The organism is Pseudomonas sp. PKS (genome assembly GCF_051913525.1).
Lineage (GTDB): Bacteria > Pseudomonadota > Gammaproteobacteria > Pseudomonadales > Pseudomonadaceae > Aquipseudomonas > Aquipseudomonas guariconensis_D.
This window is the reverse complement of the sequence record NZ_JBEGDO010000018.1, coordinates 22,737-42,302: the sequence shown is the minus strand read 5'-3', so window position 1 is coordinate 42,302 and position 19,566 is coordinate 22,737. Positions and strand designations below refer to the sequence as shown.

18 protein-coding genes are annotated in these 19,566 nt (G+C 64.8%); 12 read left to right on the top strand and 6 right to left on the bottom strand.

The annotated features are described in order from the left end of the window. Window positions 1-26: 26 nt before the first annotated feature. Complete coding sequence (locus ABOA88_RS17680) at window positions 27-320, bottom strand: hypothetical protein (protein ID WP_196169188.1); 294 nt, start codon at window positions 318-320, stop codon at window positions 27-29. Window positions 321-397: 77 nt separating this feature from the next. Here ABOA88_RS17680 and pbpC point away from each other — a divergent pair, with 77 nt between their 5' ends. Beyond that, window positions 398-2,752 (top strand): peptidoglycan glycosyltransferase PbpC, encoded by a 2,355-nt coding sequence (gene pbpC, locus ABOA88_RS17675; RefSeq protein WP_367851924.1) that lies wholly within the window; start codon window positions 398-400, stop codon window positions 2,750-2,752. A 112-nt stretch (window positions 2,753-2,864) separates the two neighbouring features. Continuing rightward, window positions 2,865-4,532 carry a ShlB/FhaC/HecB family hemolysin secretion/activation protein gene (locus ABOA88_RS17670; RefSeq protein ID WP_196169186.1) on the top strand — a complete coding sequence of 556 codons (1,668 nt, stop codon included), beginning with the start codon at window positions 2,865-2,867 and terminating at the stop codon, window positions 4,530-4,532. A 94-nt stretch (window positions 4,533-4,626) separates the two neighbouring features. On the opposite strand, the gene ABOA88_RS17665 is transcribed toward ABOA88_RS17670, so the two are convergent. Together ABOA88_RS17665 and ABOA88_RS17660 are read right to left on the bottom strand one after the other, a co-directional pair. Continuing rightward, complete coding sequence (locus ABOA88_RS17665; protein ID WP_043207882.1) at window positions 4,627-5,034, bottom strand: response regulator; 408 nt, start codon at window positions 5,032-5,034, stop codon at window positions 4,627-4,629. A 44-nt stretch (window positions 5,035-5,078) separates the two neighbouring features. Then, window positions 5,079-5,303 carry a Flp family type IVb pilin gene (locus ABOA88_RS17660; RefSeq protein WP_196169185.1) on the bottom strand — a complete coding sequence of 75 codons (225 nt, stop codon included), beginning with the start codon at window positions 5,301-5,303 and terminating at the stop codon, window positions 5,079-5,081. Between the two features lie 297 nt (window positions 5,304-5,600). On the opposite strand from ABOA88_RS17660, the gene cpaB reads away from it, so the two are divergent. Genes cpaB through ABOA88_RS17620 form a run of 8 tightly spaced genes read left to right on the top strand, consistent with a single transcriptional unit; the run spans window position 5,601 to window position 12,964 of the window. Continuing rightward, window positions 5,601-6,536, top strand: coding sequence for a Flp pilus assembly protein CpaB (gene cpaB, locus ABOA88_RS17655; RefSeq protein ID WP_367851925.1), 936 nt, complete (start codon window positions 5,601-5,603; stop codon window positions 6,534-6,536). Window positions 6,537-6,554: 18 nt separating this feature from the next. Beyond that, complete coding sequence (locus tag ABOA88_RS17650) at window positions 6,555-7,799, top strand: type II and III secretion system protein family protein (protein WP_196169183.1); 1,245 nt, start codon at window positions 6,555-6,557, stop codon at window positions 7,797-7,799. Next, the gene (locus tag ABOA88_RS17645; protein ID WP_196169182.1) at window positions 7,796-8,989 is read left to right on the top strand and encodes a pilus assembly protein; all 1,194 of its coding nucleotides are present in this window, start codon (window positions 7,796-7,798) and stop codon (window positions 8,987-8,989) included. The genes ABOA88_RS17650 and ABOA88_RS17645 overlap by 4 nt, the downstream gene beginning before the upstream one ends. Beyond that, complete coding sequence (locus ABOA88_RS17640) at window positions 8,986-10,236, top strand: CpaF family protein (RefSeq protein WP_196169181.1); 1,251 nt, start codon at window positions 8,986-8,988, stop codon at window positions 10,234-10,236. Before ABOA88_RS17645 ends, ABOA88_RS17640 begins: the two co-directional genes overlap by 4 nt. Window position 10,237: 1 nt before the next feature. Further along, entirely contained in the window at window positions 10,238-11,119 is an 882-nt protein-coding gene (locus tag ABOA88_RS17635; RefSeq protein ID WP_196169180.1) for a type II secretion system F family protein, read from the top strand. 2 nt (window positions 11,120-11,121) lie between these two features. Further along, a complete protein-coding gene (locus ABOA88_RS17630; protein WP_367851926.1) occupies window positions 11,122-11,997 on the top strand; it encodes a type II secretion system F family protein in 876 nt (291 codons plus the stop codon). Window positions 11,998-12,012: 15 nt separating this feature from the next. After that, window positions 12,013-12,684, top strand: a complete 672-nt coding sequence (locus ABOA88_RS17625; protein WP_196169178.1) for a tetratricopeptide repeat protein — start codon at window positions 12,013-12,015, stop codon at window positions 12,682-12,684. 19 nt (window positions 12,685-12,703) lie between these two features. Further along, a complete protein-coding gene (locus tag ABOA88_RS17620; protein ID WP_196169177.1) occupies window positions 12,704-12,964 on the top strand; it encodes a DUF3613 domain-containing protein in 261 nt (86 codons plus the stop codon). Window positions 12,965-13,053: 89 nt separating this feature from the next. Here ABOA88_RS17620 and ABOA88_RS17615 read toward each other — a convergent pair whose 3' ends face one another. Together ABOA88_RS17615 and ABOA88_RS17610 are read right to left on the bottom strand one after the other, a co-directional pair. Beyond that, complete coding sequence (locus ABOA88_RS17615) at window positions 13,054-13,830, bottom strand: response regulator (RefSeq protein ID WP_367851927.1); 777 nt, start codon at window positions 13,828-13,830, stop codon at window positions 13,054-13,056. 104 nt (window positions 13,831-13,934) lie between these two features. After that, on the bottom strand, window positions 13,935-14,405 hold the full coding sequence (locus tag ABOA88_RS17610) for an A24 family peptidase (RefSeq protein ID WP_196169175.1): 471 nt from the start codon (window positions 14,403-14,405) through the stop codon (window positions 13,935-13,937). 75 nt (window positions 14,406-14,480) lie between these two features. On the opposite strand from ABOA88_RS17610, the gene ABOA88_RS17605 reads away from it, so the two are divergent. Both ABOA88_RS17605 and ABOA88_RS17600 read left to right on the top strand, forming a co-directional pair. Next, the gene (locus ABOA88_RS17605; protein ID WP_196169174.1) at window positions 14,481-14,915 is read left to right on the top strand and encodes a TadE/TadG family type IV pilus assembly protein; all 435 of its coding nucleotides are present in this window, start codon (window positions 14,481-14,483) and stop codon (window positions 14,913-14,915) included. Continuing rightward, a complete protein-coding gene (locus ABOA88_RS17600; protein WP_367851928.1) occupies window positions 14,912-17,554 on the top strand; it encodes a PAS domain-containing sensor histidine kinase in 2,643 nt (880 codons plus the stop codon). Before ABOA88_RS17605 ends, ABOA88_RS17600 begins: the two co-directional genes overlap by 4 nt. On the opposite strand, the gene ABOA88_RS17595 is transcribed toward ABOA88_RS17600, so the two are convergent. Further along, window positions 17,539-19,491: a pilus assembly protein TadG-related protein gene (locus ABOA88_RS17595; protein ID WP_367851929.1), complete on the bottom strand. Its 1,953-nt coding sequence runs from the start codon at window positions 19,489-19,491 to the stop codon at window positions 17,539-17,541. The two genes, ABOA88_RS17600 and ABOA88_RS17595, sit on opposite strands and share 16 nt — an antisense overlap. Window positions 19,492-19,566: the final 75 nt, after the last annotated feature.

Sequence of the window (19,566 nt, the reverse complement as noted above, 5' to 3'; positions counted from 1 at the left end):
GCCACGCTTGCTTGCAGCTTGCAGCTCTAGTGAACGATCCAGCTCAAGACCCACAGGCCCAGCAACGCCCAGATGATCCCGACGATGATCGAGGCGCGCATGAAGGCGCGGACCGCCGAGTACAGCAGCATCAGGCCGACGATGAGCGCCAGGATGCTGACCAGCGAGGTGTCCATGCCCAGGTTGCGCGCCAAGCCGTCGATGAAACTGCTGCCGGCGTTGGCCAGCAGGTTGAACAACCCGCTAAGGCCGTCGACGATGAAACGGATCAACGAACCCAGTGCTTGGCCCAGCCACTCGAAAAAACCTTCTACATGCATAGTTGCTTCCTGATGAACGAATCGGCGCGGGCGCCGTTCCCTAGCCTTTGGCCATCACTTGGGCAGGTCGGTTCCCGATGCCAATGGTAGCGTGCCTGCGCACCCGCACCGCAAGGGTCGTGCGTGGTATCGGCATCGCCAGTGTGCTGGTCGTGGCGCTGTTGTGGCTGGCCGATCGCTTGTGGCCGTTGCCCATGCCGGGCGATGACCTGGCGCGGGTGGTGCTTGCCGAGGATGGCACGCCCCTATGGCGTTTTGCCGATGCCGACGGGGTGTGGCGGTATCCGGTGAGCCCCGAGGAGGTCTCGCCTTTGTACCTGGAGGCGCTGCTCACCTACGAGGACCGCTGGTTCTACAGCCATCCCGGGGTCAACCCGCTGGCGCTGGCACGGGCTGCCTGGCTGAACCTGCGCGGTGGCCGCGTGGTGTCGGGCGGCAGCACACTGTCGATGCAGGTCGCACGCCTGCTCGACCCGCACGCGCGCACCCTGTCGGGCAAGCTGCGTCAGCTGTGGCGTACGGCGCAGCTGGAGTGGCACCTGTCCAAGCGCGAAATCCTCCAGCTCTACCTCAACCGCGCCCCGTTCGGCGGCACGCTGCAAGGGGTGGCCGCCGCCAGCTGGGCGTACCTTGGCAAGTCGCCGATGCACCTCACGCCTGCCGAGGCAGCGCTGCTGGCGGTGTTGCCCCAGGCACCCAGCCGGTTGCGCCCCGATCGCCACCCCGAACGTGCCCAGCGGGCCCGCGACAAGGTGCTGGAGCGCCTGGCCGAGTACCAGGTGTGGCCGGCACAGCGGGTGCGTGAGGCGCGGGAAGAACCCTTGCTGCTGGCACCTCGCCAGGAGCCGGCCCTGGCCCCCTTGCTGGCCCGGCGTCTGAACAGCGCCAGCAGCCCACCGCTGATTCGCACCACCCTCGACGCGGCCTTGCAACGTCGTCTGGAGGACCTGCTGCTGGGCTGGCGTGCGCGGCTGCCTGAGCGCACCTCGGCGGCGCTGCTGGTCGTGGAGTCGCAAACCATGGCCGTGCGCGCCTACCTCGGCTCCATCGACCTGGCCGATGAGCGCCGCTTTGGTCATGTCGACATGGTCCAGGCCTTGCGATCGCCCGGCTCGACCCTCAAACCGTTCCTCTATGCCATGGCCATGGACGATGGGCTGATCCACTCGGAATCGTTGTTGCAGGACGTGCCGCGTCGTTATGGCGACTACCGGCCTGGTAATTTCTCCATGGGCTTCACGGGCCCGGTTTCGGCCAGCTCCGCCCTGGCCCTGTCGCTGAATCTGCCGGCAGTGCAGTTGCTTGAGGCGTACGGGCCAAAGCGTTTCGCCGCACAGATGCGCATGGGGGGCATGCCGCTGATACTGCCGCCGCTCGCCGAACCGAACCTGTCGCTGATTCTCGGCGGTGCGGGCAGCCGTCTGGAGGATCTGGTGGGTGGCTACGCGGCCCTGGCCCGTGAAGGCAAGAGCGCGCGGGTTCGCCTGCAACCTCAGGATCCGCTGGTTGAGCGGCGGCTGCTGTCGCCTGGTTCGGCCTGGATCATCCGGCGTATCTTGAGCGGTCAGGCCCGGCCGGACCGTGACCTTCACGCTGAACTGGTGCAGCGCCCGCAGTTGGCCTGGAAGACCGGCACCAGCTACGGCTTTCGTGACGCCTGGTCGGTGGGCGTGGGGCCGCGCTATCTGATCGGTGTGTGGATCGGCCGGCCCGACGGCACGCCGGTGCCGGGGCAGTTCGGCCTGGCCTCGGCGGCGCCGCTGATGCTGCAAGTCCACGACCTGCTCAGCAACCGTGACAGCCAGCGGGGGATCAATGTGCCGGCCGAGCGGGTGCCGGCGAGCGTCGGTGTGGCCGCCATCTGTTGGCCGCTGGGCCAGCCCATGAACCGCCTGGACCCCAACTGCCGTCGCCAACGTTTCGCCTGGACGTTGGACGGCACCACGCCGCCGACCTTGCAAGCGGCCGATCAGCCGCTGGGGCTTGGGTTGCGCGAGAAGGTCTGGATCAATGGGCGTGGCTTGCGCGTCGATGCCAGTTGCAGCGGTGCCAAGGCGCAGGAGGTGGCGTTGTGGCCGGCGCCGCTGGAGCCGTGGCTGCCCCGCATCGAACGCCGCGCCGCGCGCCTGCCGGCGGTGGACCCCCGCTGTCCGCCCCAAGTGCCGGTGAGCGCGCCGCCGCTGTCGATCGTCGGCGTGCGCCCCGGCGACACGCTGCGGCGCCCGGCTACCAGTCGCGAACCGTTGCAGGTGCCTGTTTCGGCCTTGGGCGGCAGCGGTCAGCGCTGGTGGTTCCTCAATGGCCAGCCCTTGGGCGAGACCCGCGACCAGGACAGCCTGCTGGTGCGCTTCGAAAAGACCGGACGCATCGAACTCAGCGCGCTGGACGAAAGTGGCGAGACGGCGCGGGTGGAGTTTCAGATCAGCGAATAGCGACCACCGCACCGCTTGCTTCGGCCGTTCGACGATCGTGAGGCCAGCACCTACGCTTGAACCAGAGGGCGGTCCTGTTGCGCCCGGTCTTGGCGGGGTCATGGAGCGTCCTATGCGTCCTCTGGTCGTTACGCTGCTGATGGTGTCCTGGGCCTGTGTTTGCCGTGCCGGGTCGCTGCCGGGCGTGCTCGACGGCAATGAGGTCGAACGACGCCTGCCCACCCCCAACCTGCCAATCGATACCTATCGTCCTCTTCCTGCGAGGGTGCGCATGCCGACTGCGGAGGAAACAGCGCCTGCAGGGCCCGTGAACACCACTGTGGCAGTCCGCAAGGTGCGCTTCGAAGGCGGTACGGTGTACCTGCTGAGCGAATTGCGCGAGCACTACCAGCACTTGGTCGGCCATCAGGTGACCCTGGCTGAGCTCATCACAGTGACCGACCGCCTGACCGAGCGTTATCGGCGCGATGGATACCTGCTTTCGCGGGCCTACCTGCCGCCCCAGGACTTCGCCGATGGCCGCATCCAAGTGGTGTTGGAGGAGGGGTATATCGGCGAAACCCAGGTGCAAGGGGACATCGGCCCTGCGGTCGACTACCTGGAGCAAATCCTGGACAAGCTCAAGGCCGAGCGGCCACTGACGCGAGAATCCTTCGAGCGCTATACCGGACTGATCGGGCGTATGCCTGGCGTGAGTGTCGAGGCCGAACTGCAGCCCACAGGGCGGCGCGATGGCGCCATGCGCCTGATCGTCCATGTGGGGCGCAAACCCTTTGGCGCCAGGTTGACCCTGGCCGAGGGTAGTCGCACGTCCGCGCAAGCGCTGGTGGCGTTCGACAGCCAGGCCCAGACCCGTTTCGCCGAGCAATTGAGCGCCCGCGTCTTGCTGCCGCCTGGCGACGATGAGGCCCATTACTATCGACTCGACTACAGCCAGTACCTGGACGCCGAAGGCAGCCGGCTGCTGCTCTCGGCGTCACGCTTTCGCAGCGAGCCGCGCACCTTCGTACCCTTGGATGATGGCGAGAACCTGCGCCAGCGTTGGGACAGCGAGCGCCTTGCGATCGGCATCAGCCAAGCCCTGATCGTCAAGCCCGACGAGTGGCTGGATGTGATAGGGCATTTCTATACCACGGCCGATCACGTCGACTGGCGCACGGCCGACCCGACGCGTCAGGACGACAGTGATACCTATATTCGGGCGGTGTCCTTCGAAGGGCACTGGCACAAGGTGGAGGACAGTCGGTTGCGTAGGGTGAGTGCCGGCGTGCACCAAGGCCTGGATTTGTTCGGCGCTCGCAGTGACAGCGCACGCGACGTGGATTTCTTGCGCCTGCGCCTGTCTGGCCTGCAGCGCGATGCGTTGGCGCCTGACTGGCAGGGCGTGGTGTCCGGCGCGCTCTACTGGAGCGGTAACGACCTGTCCGACAGCGAGCGTGTGCTGTTCGGCGGACAGCACTTCGGGCGCGGCTATCCGGCCGACCAGGCCTCGGGCGACAAGGGCTGGGGGCTGGCCTACGAGTTGGACTACAGCGTCCACCGCGACGGCACCTGGGCTCGGTTGCTGCAGCCTTATCTGGTGCTCGATGCCGCCCGGGCGTGGTCGAACGGGCGCGACCTGGAGCGGGCGCAACTGGCCTCAGCGGCGTTGGGATTGCGGATCGGGGATGGACGCTTTTACAACCTGGCCTTGGAACTGGCCAAGCCTCTGGCAGATGTGGCGCAGGACAGCCTGGATCGCAGCCCTAGGATTATGGTGAGCCTAAGTGTTTCCCTGTGAGGGCGAGCGACGCTTAAGCAGAGTGAACCGTACCCCTGCGATATCTCGAGGGAGTTGGCAAAGCCTAGGGTGGGGCGCGCAGCGTCCCCAGGGTTCAGCACACCACCTGCATCCGCGGTTTGGGGAACAAGTTCTCCAGCGTCTCTAGCAGGCGTGCGTGGTAGATGGGCTTGCGGAACAGATCCAGCACTTGCAGGCGCAGCAGGTCGCTGATGTCTTCCATGTCGGCGTGACCGGACATGACGATCACCGGCAGGTGCTGGCGCGCGGTGTGGTCACGCAGGCGCTTGATCAGACCGATACCGCTTTCCTCGGGCATGCGCAGGTCGGTGATGACCAGGGCCACGTCCGGGTGGCGGGTGAGCTGGAGCAGGGCGCCTTTGACCGAGGTGGCGGTGAGGCAAATGAAGCCTTCGTTCTCCAGCAGTTCGGCGAGTTCGAGCAGTGCCTCTTCCTCGTCGTCCACCAGGAGGATCTGTTGACGCAAGGAAGAGAGTGACATGGCCGGCTCCTTTCGAATGGGGTCCAAAGCTATCCAGTCTTTCCTTAGCTGCCGGTCCCAGTCCCCGTGCCAGTTCCGGTGCCACCACCTGTGGTGATGGCCGCTTCGATCTTATCCATGACCGATTTGACATTGCTGGACACACCCGGGACGAACCCCGCCAGCACGACCGCCACCATGGCTGCGATCACCGCGTATTCGATACCGGAGGCGCCGTCCTTGCGCGTGATGAACTGTTTGCAGTGGAGAAGGATGCGGTTGAGCGACATGGTGCAACTCCTCGCGCGTTCGAGCGCTGATGGCGGGGAATCGCCTGAGTGATACCCCTTTGCCATCACAGAATTTGCCAAGCTATTGAAAGCTGCAAATGTAACAACGGATTAATCCAAAAGTATTAATGTCGCATAGCCGCGCTAAGTTTCTGTTTTGCCGAGATGTCAATTTGTTGGCATCAAAAAGTGCCTGTTTCTCATGGCAATTTGTGGCTTCTGGGCTACCTTGCAATAGCGAAATAGTTTCTTTTTGCCATCAGCTGAATGAGCAAACGGCGTAAGGGGATAGCGGATATGAGTAGTCGCTTGACCATGATGCTCGCCGGCTTCTTCCTGGTCGCCGCACTGGCGGCTGGGTACTGGGGGCTGGTCCTTAGTCGCCCTGCGGCGCCGACCGTGCAACCCACCCCGGTAGTGGCCCCCGTCGCTGCACCTGCAGCGCTGACCCCGGCCAAGGCCGAGGAGCCGGTGCGCTCGCAGATTGTCGTGCTGCGCCGCGAGGTTGCCGCCAATACCCCCTTGACCCAAGACGATCTGTTGATCGAGCGCCTGCAAGTGGTGCCGGCAGGGGCATTTCAGCGAATCGAGCAGGCTGTCGGGCGCAGCAGCATGCGGCCGCTCGCGGCGGGCAGTTGGCTCGAGGAAGACAGTTTCCAGGCCGGTGGGCCGCTGGCGCGGATGATCCGCCCACACGAGCGGGCCGTGGCCGTGGCGGTGGACGATGTGATCGGTGCTGCCGGGCAGCTTCGCCCGGGCGACTACGTGGATGTGCTGTTGTTCCTGCGAGAGGAAAACAACAACCCTCAGTCTTCCGCGCAGGTGGTGTTGCCGGCTTTACGGGTGCTCAGCGTGGGCGAGCAGATGGGCTTGGCCAATGATGGCCGGCCGGCACAGACCCAGGAGGAGCAGAAGGCCCGTCGCGATCAACCGGGGAGCACGACCCGCACCGTGGCGCTGGCCGTGCCTGAAGCGCTGGCCAGCCGGCTGATGCTGGCGGCCCAGACAGGGACCTTGCGCCTGGCGGTGCGCAGCGCCGACGAACAACGGCTGGCCCGCTACTGGGCGGGCACCGAAGCCAGTCCACAGGTGGAAAACGCCAACCGCGACCTCTATCGTTTCAGTCAGCTCTCCCAGGTGCCGATTGCCAAGACGGTGGCGCCTGGTAGCGGCACCTCGGGCATGCAGATCATCCGTGGCGCCCAGGCTGCCGACACCTCCAACACTCCGTGACCTAGCAAGGACGCCGCCATGTGCAGTATCGAGCGGATACTCAGACAGTTGTGCCCTGCCCTGACGATGGTGACGTTGCTGCCAATGGCCCACGCGGCCGACAAAGGCTGCGCCGCATTCAGCCAACTGCCGTCGGTGATCGAGATGGACCAGGGCCTGCAACAGGAGCTGCGCCTGCCGGTGGCCATCAGTCGTGTTGCGGTGGGCGAGCCCAAGGTCGCCGATGTCCAGGCCAGCGGCGAGCGTGCCGTGTTGCTGACGGCGGTGGGGCCAGGCAATACGAGCCTGATGTTGTGGACCGCCTGCGCGCCGGCACCGCACCGGGCCATGCTGTTCGTCAAGGGGCGGGCCAGCGCGGACATGGTCGAAGACACGATGCTGCCCTCCCAGGCCTCTCAATTGCCTAGCCAGGTGCAGGCCGATATCCGCTTCGTCGAAGTGCAGCGCAACAAATACAAGGAGGCTGGGGCGCGGCTGTTCTTCAAGGGGTCGAACAACAGCCTGATCGGCTCACCGGGCACCGTGCCGGGTACCCGTGTCACACCTGGCGCTGTGCCAATCGCCCGGCCTTTGATTCCGCTCGACGACAACGTGTTCAACATTGTCTGGGGCGGTGGCAGCAGCCGCTTTCTGGCTGCGATCAACGCCCTGGAAACCAGCGGCTTCGCCTACACCCTGGCCCGTCCGAGCCTGACTGTGCTCAGTGGCATGACCGCAAGTTTTCTCGCGGGCGGCGAAATCCCTATCCCGGTGCCGAGCACCGGCAGCGACAGCGTGTCGATCGAATACAAGGAGTTTGGCGTGCGCCTGGCCCTGACGCCCACCGTGGTCAGCCGCGACCGCATTACCCTCAAGGTCGCGCCGGAAGTCAGCGAGCTGGATTACACAAACGCGGTGAATATCGCTGGAACCCAGGTACCGGGCCTTAAAGTGCGGCGCACCGATACCAGCATTTCCCTGGCCGATGGGGAAAGCTTCATCATCAGTGGCCTGGTCAGCAGCAGCACCCGCTCGGGTGTGGACAAGTTCCCGGGCCTTGGCAATCTGCCTATTCTCGGTGCGTTCTTCCGTCAGTCGACGGTCAATCGCGAAGACACCGAGCTGCTGATGATCGTCACGCCTCACCTGGTCCAGCCGCTGGCCGCCAATGCCCGTTTGCCGGAACTGCCGGGCGAGAGTCTGCGCACCTACGACCCCAGCTGGGGGCAGCTGTTCTTCCTGGAAAACGGCAATTTCGAAGGCCGTAGCGGGTTATCACGATGAGCGAGAGCCTGAACCAGACCTACCTGGCTATCACCCGCAACGAGGAGGACCTGCGCTGGCTGCAGGGTGCGCTCGCCCCGCTCGGCCAAGTGATCGGTGCCAGCGGCGGTAGCCTCGACGAGTTGCTGGCATTGGTCGACGTGACCTTCAGCAACCTGCTTTTCATTGGCCTGGACCGCGAGCAGTTGATCAACCAGTGCGCGCTGATCGAGGGCGTGCTGGAGGCCAAGCCGATGTTGGCCATCGTGGCCCTGGGCGATGGCATGGACAACCAACTGGTACTGCACGCCATGCGCGCCGGTGCCCGCGACTTCGTCGCCTACGGCTCGCGCGCCAGCGAAGTGGCAGGTTTGGTGCGGCGCCTGAGCAAGCGGCTGCCGGCGGTCGCCAACAACCCAAGCCTGGGCGGGCTGACGGTGCTCTACGGTGCCCAGGCCGCAGCCGATGGCGCATTGCTGACCACCCACCTGGCGCGGGTGGTGCAGGAGAGCGGCCAGCAAGCCTTGTTGCTCGACCTTGGCCTGCCGCGGGGGGACAGCCTGACCTTGCTCGGGTTGGAGGCGTCGTTCTATTTCGGCGACGCCCTGCGCCATTTGCGTCGGCTCGATGGCACCCTTATCGACAGCGCCTTCCCGCGAGACAAGGGCGGTCTACGCATCCTGGCCTACGCCGACAGCGACGACCCGCTGCAGCAGACCAGCGCGGCCGAGCTGTACATGTTGCTCAGTGCCCTGCGCCAACACTTCCAGCACATCGTGGTCAACCTCACCGGCCAGGCCGACAACGATGCCTTGCGCACCATCGTCAGCCATTGCGACAAGCTGATCGTCTATACCGACCAGAACATCCTCGACTGCCGACGCAACCTGGAGGTGCTGGAGCAGTGGCGCGACCGGGGCATCAAGCTCGACCATGCCGTGCTGCTGGTGGACCGCTACCTGCGCAACGTGGCGCCGGATGCCGATGCCTTGGCCAAGCGCTACGGCCTGACCTTGCTCAAGGCGTTGCCCTATAGCCCAGAGGTGCGCCTGAACGCCAAGAACCAAGGGTTGAGCCTGTTCGAGCTGGCCCCGCGGGAGAGTCTGACCCAGGCCCTGCATTACCTCGGCGAGCGACTGGCGCGGCGCTCGGAGCACCTGGCCAAGCCCACCCCCACCACCTGGCTGCGCCGCCTGTGGAGCCATAAATGAGTGCCGACGAACCCTTTGGCGGCCCGCGACATGCGGGGGCCGACCCGCAGGCACTCAAGCGTGCCCTGCACCGTTTCGTCATCGATGCCATCGAAGACAGCGGCCGCAACCTGCTCGAAGGCGCGCGGCCTGCGCTCACACAGTTCGTCGTGGAGCAGGTCGGCGACTATGTGGCGCGCCTGCACCTGGCACTGTCGCGCTACGAGACCGAGCGCCTGGCCGAGGAGCTGGTCGATGAGCTGACCGGCTATGGCCCGCTGGAGGTGCTGCTGCGCGATGCCAGTGTCACGGAGATTTTGGTCAACGGCCCGCACCGGGTTTTCGTCGAGCGGGCCGGGATGCTCCAGCGCACCGACCTGCGCTTCATCGACGCCCATCACGTGGAGCGGGTGATGCAGCGCATTCTCGCGCCACTGGGGCGACGCCTGGATGAGTCCTCGCCGATGGTCGACGCCCGCCTGCCCGATGGCAGCCGGGTCAATGCAATCATCCCACCGGTGGCGCTGGACGGGCCGTGTCTGTCGATCCGTAAGTTTCGCCAGGACATGCTCAAGAGCGCCGACCTGCTGGCCACGCGTGCCATCGACCAGGCCATCTTCGACTTCTTCGAGCGCGCCGTGGCCCGGCGCTGCAACATCCTGGTCAGCGGCGGCACGGGCACGGGCAAGACCACCTTGCTCAATATCCTCAGCCAGCTGATCTCTCCTCATGAGCGCCTGGTGACCATCGAAGACGTGGCGGAGCTGCAACTGCACCACCCGCACGTGGTGCGCCTGGAAACCCGGCCACCGAATGCCGAAGGGCATGGCGAGATCAAAGCCAGCGAGCTGATCCGCAACGCCTTGCGGATGCGCCCGGACCGCATCCTGCTCGGCGAGATCCGTGGCGCCGAAGTGCTCGACGTACTCACCGCGATGAACACCGGGCACGATGGCTCGATGAGCACGGTGCACGCCAACACCGCCCAGGATGCACTGCTGCGCCTGGAGACCCTGGTAGGGCTGACGGGACGCCAGGTGGCCGAGAAGACCCTGCGGCAGATGGTGTGCGCGGCGCTCGACGTGGTGATCCAGCTGACTCGTCTGGCCGATGGCCGGCGTTGCGTCAGCGAAGTACTGGAGGTGGTCGGGGTGCGTGACGACGTGTATGTCACCAATACCTTGTTCCGCCTCGACCGGCGCGGCGGCGAGGGCTTCTTGCGCGATGCCCCCAACCCGGCAGGCGCCAAGCTGCGCCAGGAGGGCTGATGTGATGGGGCCGCTGCTGCTGGCATTGGCGCCTTTGTTGCTCGGGGTGGCCTTGCTGCTGATTCGTCGCGGTCAGTGCAAACGCCGCGAGGAGCGCATCCTGCAGCGGCTGGGACGTGCCTACCAGAGCGTGCACACCGGCACGATCCGGCGTGACTGGCTCGACCCGTTGTTGCAGCGGGCGGGGCTGGCCCAGGGCGAGTTCAGCCTGCGCCCTTGGTTGTCGGGCTGGTTGGGCTTGGTCGCCTTGGCCCTGTTGCTGGCCGGCTGGGTCGCGGCCTTGCTGGCGCTGACCGCGCTGCCATTGCTGGCCTACCTCTACCTGGGCTGGCGCTGTCGCCGCCGTTTGGCGCTTATCGTCGAACAACTGCCAGGGCTGCTTGACTACAGCGTGCGCAGCCTCAAGGCTGGCCGCACGCTCAGCGATGCGGTGCTCGGCGGGATCGAAGGCACACGCGAGCCATTGCGTTCGGCCATGGGCCGTGTGCAGCGCAACGTGCGTATGGGCGTGCCGTTGGAGGAGGCCGTGCATGAGCTGGCGGAACTGTATGAGCAGGACGAACTGCGTCTGTTCGCCTTGGGGCTGCGCATCAACCAGCACTATGGCGGCAATGCCAGTGAGCTGATGGAGAACCTGATCAAGCTGATCCGCGAGCGTGAGCAGGGCGCTCGCCAGCTCAGGGCCATGACCGGCGAGACGCGGATCACCGCCTTGATCCTCGGCGCATTGCCACTGGCCATGGTCGGCTACTTTTTGCTGGGCAACCCCGGCTACCTGATGACCATGTGGCACGACAGCCAGGGCCAGATGATGTTGCTGTTCGCCTTCGCCCTGCAGGCCGTGGGGTGCCTGATGCTCTGGCGCATGATGAGGAGCCTGTGACCATGGCCTGGCTGATCTGTGCCGCGTGCCTGTTCGCAGGCTTCGTTCTGTTGAGCCTGCAGGCTTTGCGTGAGATCCGCGCCCGGCAGATGGTCGCCCGGCGCCTGCAAGGCCAACTGGCACGTGAGGAACGGCTGAGGGACTGGCTGCATTGGTTGGGGAACTCTGCGTTGGGCCGGCGTCTGCAGACCCTGGACAGCGAAACCCAGACCCTGCTGGAGCGGCTGGGCTGGCGTCGTAGTCGTCACAGGGCATTGTTCGCGGCCGTGCAACTAGGGCTGCCGGTGTTGGCGGCGGGCCTGACGCTGTTGCTTCAGCAGGGCGGCCTCGGCCATGGGCTGGTGCTGACCCTGTGTGCTCTGGGTATCGGGTATCTGCTGCCCAAGCGCCTGTTGGCGATGGCGGCGCTGCGCCGCCAGCAACGCATCGCCCAAGAGGTGAGCCTGGTGATCCCTCTGCTGCGTATCCTGTTCGAGAGCGGCCTGGCGGTCGAACAAGCTTTGCGCGTGCTGAGCCAGGAGAGCCGCACGCTGGTGCCGCACGTCAGCGAAGAGCTGCGGCTGGTATTGCAACGCGTGGACTCGGGCCTCGCGCTGGGGCCGGAGCTGGAAAAGACTGCACGCCTGCTGGCGGTGGACGAGTTCATCGACACCTGCGTGATCCTGCGCCAGTTGCTGGTGCAGGGCAGCGGTGCGATGAAGTCGCTGCTGGGGCTCAAGACCTTGCTTGATGATCGGCGCCTGACACGTCTGCAGGAGCGGGTCTCGAAGATGTCGGCAAAGATGTCGGCGGTGATGATGATGTGCTTGTTCCCGGCCTTGATCATTGTCTTGGCCGGACCGGGTTTCACCGCACTGACGCGGGCCCTGGCGTTCTGAGAAAGGAAGAGTCGGATGAAAGCGATCCTGTTGTTCACCGGGCTGTTGTTGCTGGCAGGCTGTGCCGGCCAGCCACCCGAGGGGTTTGCTCGGTTGCTGGGCACCTCGTCCTGCGGCAAGCCCAGTGCCGACCAGCAATTGGCCCTCAACCTGGCGGACGAGATGCTCAACGACGGGCGCCCTCACGCCAGCTACGCGCACCTGCAGCAACTGCCGGACGACCTCGACCAGGTGCGCCTGCGCAAGGCCAAGGTGCTGCGTCTGCTTGGGCGTAGCGAGGCCGAGCCGTTGTACCGCAGTCTGCTTGGCGGCTGCCTGGCGGCCGAAGGCGAGCACGGCCTGGGCCAGCTCGCCTCGGCGCGTGGCGACGATGCGCAGGCGCTGCGCAATCTGCAACGGGCCGTGCGCCTGGCGCCGACCGACGAGAAGGTGCGCAACGACCTGGGGGTGGTGCTGATGAACCTGGGCGATCATGAGCAGGCGCGCTTCGAGTTCCTGACCGCCATCGAGCTCAAGGACGACAATCCGCTGCCGGCGGTCAACCTGGTGACTCTGTCGCTGGTCGAGGACAACTGGCAACAGGCCGCCGACCTGGTGGCCCGGCTAGGGCTCAAGCCTGAGCAGTTCGCCGAGGCCCAGGCCCGGGCCAAGCAGTTGCGGGAGACCGGGCGTGGCTCGGTGGGTTGAAAAAACAGGAGGCGTTGCCATGTTCAAGCCGATGATGATTGTGCTCTGCCTGTCCTGCCCGCTGCTCGCCCAGGCCGAAGACCCACCTCGCCTGCCGCCACCGGACAGTACCGCCGAAGCTTGGTTGCGGGTGCAGGCGAGCAACCAGCAGGCCTCGCCGAAGACGCAGAAGCAGAGCGCTACGGAGCGAGAGCTGTCCCTGCAGCGTTGGTTGGACAGTTACAAGTACCCGATCCCCGATGCGTTTCGCTACCAGTCGATGAGCACCACCGGTAACTGATCGGCTTTACAGAACCTGCCGCCTGGTTTGCGGCTGCTGGGCGCCGCGAAAGGGTTGCGAAGCAGCCCAAACCAGCAGTGAAACGCGACTCAGTGGGTGGAGAAACGCTGGTTCACCGGCGAGGCAACTGGCATCAGTGCCAGGGCCAGTTGGGTGCGGTTGTGCATGTGGGTCAGGCGCAGCACCTGCGACACGTAGAGCTTGACGGTGTTCTCGGTGATGCCTAGCTCGCAGGCGATCTGGTAGTTGGTCTTGCCTTTGCCCACGAGCCTGGCCACTTCCAGTTGGCGAGGCGAGAGCTTGTCGAACACCGGGGGCAATTCGGCCTCCGGTTCCTCGATGTCCGTGGCGCGGCGGTGCATGCCTTGGCCACGGGCTTTCTCCAGGTCCTGGTAGAGGACGTCGATGGACTCGGCCAGCTCTTGCAAGCGTTGGTTCAGGTGTCCCAGCTCATGGATGTTGCGCTGGCGTTCGAGCAGCGCCTGCTCCTGGCGTCGCACGCCTTCGAGCAGCTCCTGCAGGTCGACGGGCTTCTGGTAGTAATCGGCGAACCCTTCCCGCAGGGCGCGGATGATGTCCTGCTTCTCGGCTTGTCCGGTCAGCATGATCGCTTCGAACACGCGCTGGCGACCGGTGTGTTTTTTCAGCGCATGGACCATCTCGATGCCATCGATCTGGGGCAGGTGCAGGTCGCACAGGACCAGGCCGATCTGCTCGTCGGCCTGGTAGCGCTCGATGCCCTGGATGGCACTGTGGGCCGGGGTGCAGGCGTAGCCGTGGTTCTCAAGGTATTCACACAGCTGTTCGACCACCTCTGGCTGGTCATCGACGACCAGTATCTTCACCGTGCTGGGCTGTTTGTTCACGATCAACTCCCTGTTCGTTCTGGGCCCTTGTTCCTGTGTATGGGCGCTAAAGACGGTAGTCGGTGTTGGTGACTTTGTACAAGGTTTGTACAGGTTATATGTCGTTATTGAATCCATACGGCTGTCAGCAGAAAGCCCACCAGCACGTAGGGCGCGAAGGGTTGTTTGTCGCCGACTTCTTCAGCCAGTTTCTGTAGCCGCTTTTTCACCTTGGGGTTGAGCAGGGTCCATAGCCTGCGGCGTCCAAGCAGCCAGGCCAGCACGGTGATGCCGGCGCCGATGAAGGTGCCAAGCACGTACTGGGGGCTGGTGGCCAGGGCCAGGGCGCCCATCAGCTTGACGTCGCCTGCGCCGAAGCGGCCAAGCATGTAGCCGGGGAGGGTGAGCAGCATGACGATGGCCAGTGCCCAACCGGCATCGCTGGGCTCGGCGCCGATCCAGCTGTGCCCGGTGGCGAACAGCCAGACCAGGGCGCAGGCCGCAACGCCCAGGGTCAGAGCGTTGGAAAGCTGCCGTTCGCGGATATCTTGTTCGGTGCACAAGGCAAGCCACATCAGGAGAACAATGCTTTGCATTGGCAAAATGCCATCCCTATTCGTTGAACGGTTCTATGCTGTGTTTCAGGTGTCATAGTCAGGGTAGACGCGAACATGAAAGCAAGCCTGGCAAGACGGCAAAAAGGTGCGGCCGCCATCGAGTTCGTCGCAGTCTTCATGGTGTTTTTCGCGGTGTTCTACGGATTGGTCAGCTATGCATTGCCGATGCTGATGGTGCAGTCGTTCAACCAGGCGGCCAGCGAGGCAGTACGCCGCTGCGTGGCACTCGAGCCGGGCAGCGCTGTTGCCAGCTACACCACCGTGGCGCGGCAATCGATTGACCAGCAATTGGCGTGGATGCCGTCGGCCCTGGGTTTCAGCACGGCTACAGATGCCAAGGTCGACCTGAACGGGAAGCTGCTGACCGTGACGATCGAATACCCGCGCCAGCGCCTGACCAAGGTATTGCCGGTGCTGGTGCTGCCGCTGATTGGTGAAGTGCCACGGTTACCCGCCCAACTGCAGGCCAAAGCGAGCCTGCAACTGTGACCGGCTTGTTTGACCGCTGGCGTAGCGGCGCTCAGGCACCCGCCGCCGAGGCTCAGGCACCGGCAGCGCTAGGCCTGCAGGTATGGCTCGATCTGCAAGGCAGCGTGCAGCGCCTATCCGGGCCGTTACGCACGCTCTTGGCGTTGCCGCTGAAGGGCGGCGACCGGGTCCACGACTACCTGGAGCGGCACAGCTGGCTGGTGTTGGAAGGGCAGCCTGCCGATTGGCAGGGGCAACCGCTGGATCTGGATTTCCGCACTGCCACCGGCAACCCCCTGTGTACCCGTGGCTGGGTGATGCGCCAAGGCGATGGCTGGTTGCTGCAATTGTTCGATATCGGCGACCTGCTGCTTGAGCGGACCCACGCCTGGCAGCATCAAGGCGAGTGGCAGCTGGCAAAGGACATCGACCGTGCCTTGCGCGAGTGCAGCGCGGAGCGTTTGACCCAATGCGTGGCGGTGCAATTGCAGCATCTGGCCGAGCACTGGCATGTCCCCGCCGTGTGTCTGATGCTGCCGCAGGCTTCGGGTTGGCGTACCTTCGCCGGTAACGAGACACCTTGGCCGTGGCCGGGTGATGCCCGCCTGCAATCCTGGCTGGCCGGCCTGCCGGCGCAACCTCAGACAACCGCCACGCTGCCTGCAGAACTGCTGACGCTGTGCGGCGGCGTTTCGCTGTTCGTGCTGCCGTACCTTGAAGGCTCGCAGGTCCAGGCCTGGTTGCTGTGTGCCGGCGGGCAGCAGATGCCCGCCGATGCGCACCTGTTGTGGCAGGCCTTGATCGAACCCCTGCTCAGCCGCTATCGGCATGTCCGCCTGCAACAGCAGAGCGGTTACCTGGCGCAGTTGCAGCAACAGCTGGGCGCGGGCTGGTGGGCCTGGTCCCGCGAGGACGGCCTGCATTTGGACCCAACCCTGGCCGCGCGTCTTGATCTGCCTCACCAACCCAGCCTGGAGCAGTGGCTTGCGCGTCTGCACCCTGCCGACCGGGAGCCGGCGCGCCTGGCCCTGGAGCAGGCCTGCATGGGCGATGACCTGAGCCTGAGTGTGCGCGTGCCGGCCCTCCACGGGCACGGCGATCCAGCCTGGCTGCATTGGGTGGGCCGGTTGCAGGGCAGCGAGTTGCGTGGTTTTCTGCTCGACATCAGCGCGCTCAAGACGCAGGAGCTGCAGACGAGCGCGGCACGCACACGCCTGGAAAGCCTGATCGCCAGTTCACCGGCGGTGATCTACATACAGCGCTACGCCGAAGGTGCGTTGCACAGTGAATTCTTCAGTGCCAGCCTGATGCCGCTGCTGGGCTGGGCGCCGGACAGCGAACACGCCCGCCAGCCGGGCCTGGCCGTGCATCCGGACGACCGTGTGCTGTGGCTGGAACGTACCCGCACCTTGCTGCGTGATGGCCAGGCGCGCAGCCGCTACCGCCTGCGCGACAGTCGGGGTGGCTACCACTGGATACTCGATGAGGCGCGACTGCTGCGCAACGATATTGGCCAGCCGCTGGAGGTGGTCGGCTTGTGGCTGGATGTCAGCGAGGCCACCGAGGCCGCCGACCGGGTACGCCAGAGCGAGGAGCGCTACCGGGTGCTGGTGGAGGATTCTCCGGCGATGATCTGCCGTTATCGCCCGGACCTTTCCCTGGTGTTTGGCAACCGACCCTTGGCTGACTACCTGCACTGCGCGCCGGAGCAACTGGAGGGCATGAACCTCGGCCAGTGGCTCTCGCAGGAGCAGCGCGAAGCGTTCCTGGCGCGGCTGCAACTGCTGACCCCCGAGCAACCGATGAGCAGCGCCGAGATCTGCCTGCAGTTGCCCGGTCGCGAGCATGCTTGGTGGGTCTGGGCCGATCGTGGGCTGTTCGATGAGCAGGGGCAATTGCTGGAAATCCAGGCCGTGGGCCGAGACAACACCGAGGTACGACGCAGTCAGCGGCAGCTGTTACAAGGCGCCAAGATGGCGACCCTCGGCGAGTTGACCACCGGCCTGCTGCATGAGATCAACCAGCCCCTCAACGTCATGCGCATGGCAGCGGCCAATGCCCTGAAACGCCTGGAGAACGGCACGGCCGAGCCTGCCTATCTGGAGGACAAGTTGCACCGCATCGAAGCGCAGATCGAGCGTACCGCACGGCTGGTGGACCACATGCGCGTGTTCGGGCGCCGCTCCGAGGTCGAGCGCCAGCGCTTCGCGGCCTGGAGCGCGGTGCAGGAGGCGACGGCGATGCTCGAGGAAAGCCTGCGCGGCAAGGGCGTCTCCCTGCGGATCGAGACGCCCGAGGACCAACCGCAGGTGCTGGGGCACAAGGACCAACTGGAGCAGGTGATGATCAACCTCATGATCAATGCCCGCGATGCCCTGCTCGAACAACGCCGCACCGAGCCCTGGATCAGCATCCGCCAGACTTTGCAGCCCGGGCAGCTGTGCCTGTGGGTGGAGGACAACGGCGGCGGCATCGACCCGCAGGTCCAGGCGCGGATCTTCGAGCCGTTCTTTACCACCAAGCCGGCGGGTGTCGGCACTGGGCTGGGGCTGTCGGTGAGCCATGGCATCATCGAAGCCATGGAAGGCAGCCTGAGTGTGGCCAATGGGGCCGAGGGTGCGTGCTTCAGGGTGTGTCTGCCGGTTTACAGCACCAACTGAGCGCGGCCGCTGGAACAACTGAGGTTGGCGCCGACTTCGGCGTTGACCAGATCAATGCCCAGCGTCTTGAGCAGTGATTCCACCAAGGGATCGAGTAACGGGCTGAGTAGGTTTTTGATCAGTGGTTCAAGGATGCTCTTCACGCCATCGAGCAAACCTGCGGTGAGTACCATGATCTTGCCCAGGCCGCTGTTCGCTGTGGGTTCGTAAGCTTCCAGATGAATCCCCAACAGGGTATCGCTGAGACTACCCACCACGTTGCTGTTGGCGGTCGCCATCGCTTGGTAGCGAGGGTCCTTGCCAATGTCAGGCGGCTCGCTCGCGCCTTGGAATACCAAGTCATGTTCGCCTTGGCCGTACCCCAGCAATTTGCTGTCTACCCGCACGCCGATGCCGCCGCCGGCGAAGGGCACGCGGGTGCCGCAGACTGGCGGCAGGATCAACAGGCGGCTGCAGACATTGGTGCCGATGTCGATCAAGGGCAGGGCTTTGTTCGCAGCGGTGCCCTGGGCGAAAAACGTGTCGGGCGAGTCGAAGCTGCCCACCGAGATCTTCACTGCCGAGCGGTCTGTAAGGGTGGTCAGGCGCTTGGGGGCGCAACTGTAGCTGCTCTGAAGCGGGGGTTTGAGACGACTGGTGGCTTCGCTCACTTCCAGGCCGATGTCCAGGTGAAGCTTGTTCGGCATCAGCTTGATGTCGCTGACCTTGCACGGGATGCCCAGGCTGCAGGTCAGCGATTGCACGGTGCCGAACAGGTTCAGGCTGAGCAGGTTGTTCAGAACGTTGGTCAAGGGCGCGGCCAAGTCGAGCACGGCGTTTACCAGGCCAAAGACGCTGTCGAGCAAGGGCAGATCGACAGACACCAGGACTTTGACTTGGGCGGTGTGCACCCTGAGCTCGTCCTTTGACGGGTCACCTATCGATGAAATCTGAGGGGGTTCTATCACCTTCACCCGCACTCGACCATTGGCCAGACCGAGCAGGCTGGGTGACAGGTCGATGCTCGCTGCACTCTCGCTGGTCGCTAGCAGGATCACGCTGTGAACCAGTTCGATCAGCTGCACACTGGCATCGAGCCCCGCCTGGGTGGTGCCGTTCTGGATGTCGAGCAGATCCCCCAATTGCAACGTACTGCCGCCACTGGCGATCGCGATCTTGCCCAGATTGGTCACCACATTCGCCGCCGCACCACTTTGCTGCAGAACCTTTACGGCAGCCTGCAACAATTGGGTTGCGCTGGCATTGGTGCCGAGTAGCGTCTGGTAGTCACCGGCCTTGACGTTCAAGTCGATCGCCAACTGATTGACATATTTGAGCAAGTTGAGCCGGGTATCGGCGAGGCCCTGCCAGCCCGCGACATCGAGCTGAATATTGCCACCAAGGGCGCCCATCAACCCATTGAGCCCACCTGCCTTGGTGGTATCAATGCTGGCCAGCGTGCTGCGAATGCGCAGCATCGCCTGCGGTTGCGTGGGCACCGAGGCCACGGCGCTGGCACTCAAGGTGCTGGTCAAGGGCAAGCCATTGCCTTTGACCAAGGCAAAGACACCGGCGGCAACGCTGGTGGGGACTGTGTTGCTGACCTGCACCCTGATCGCCTCATTGCGCGAGGCATCGACGGTGAAGGTGTGCAGGTGGTCGGCACCGGTTAGCACATGGCCGCAACTGGCGACTAGCGGGTTGCTGGGGTCATGGCCATTGCGGGTGGCGGCGGTGCGCGCAAGCGTGGTGGCCTGTGGGCCGGTGCCGGTGCACACGGCATGTTGGCCGGCTGCCTCCAATGCCGCCATGTCGGCGATGCGCTGAAGCTTGCGCTGCTCCATATAGAGCCGGCCGCTATCGACCACCAGCAGCATGAACAGCAGGGCAAGACCCAGGGTTAGAGCGGCCATCAGACCGATCGCGCCGCGTTGGCGTGCGTGAGAATGGAAAACCACGGGCACTCCTTTGCAGGCCTCTGGCCAGGCAGCGCGGCAGCGGTGAAAGCAGTGTAGTAAAGGTGATGGCAAATT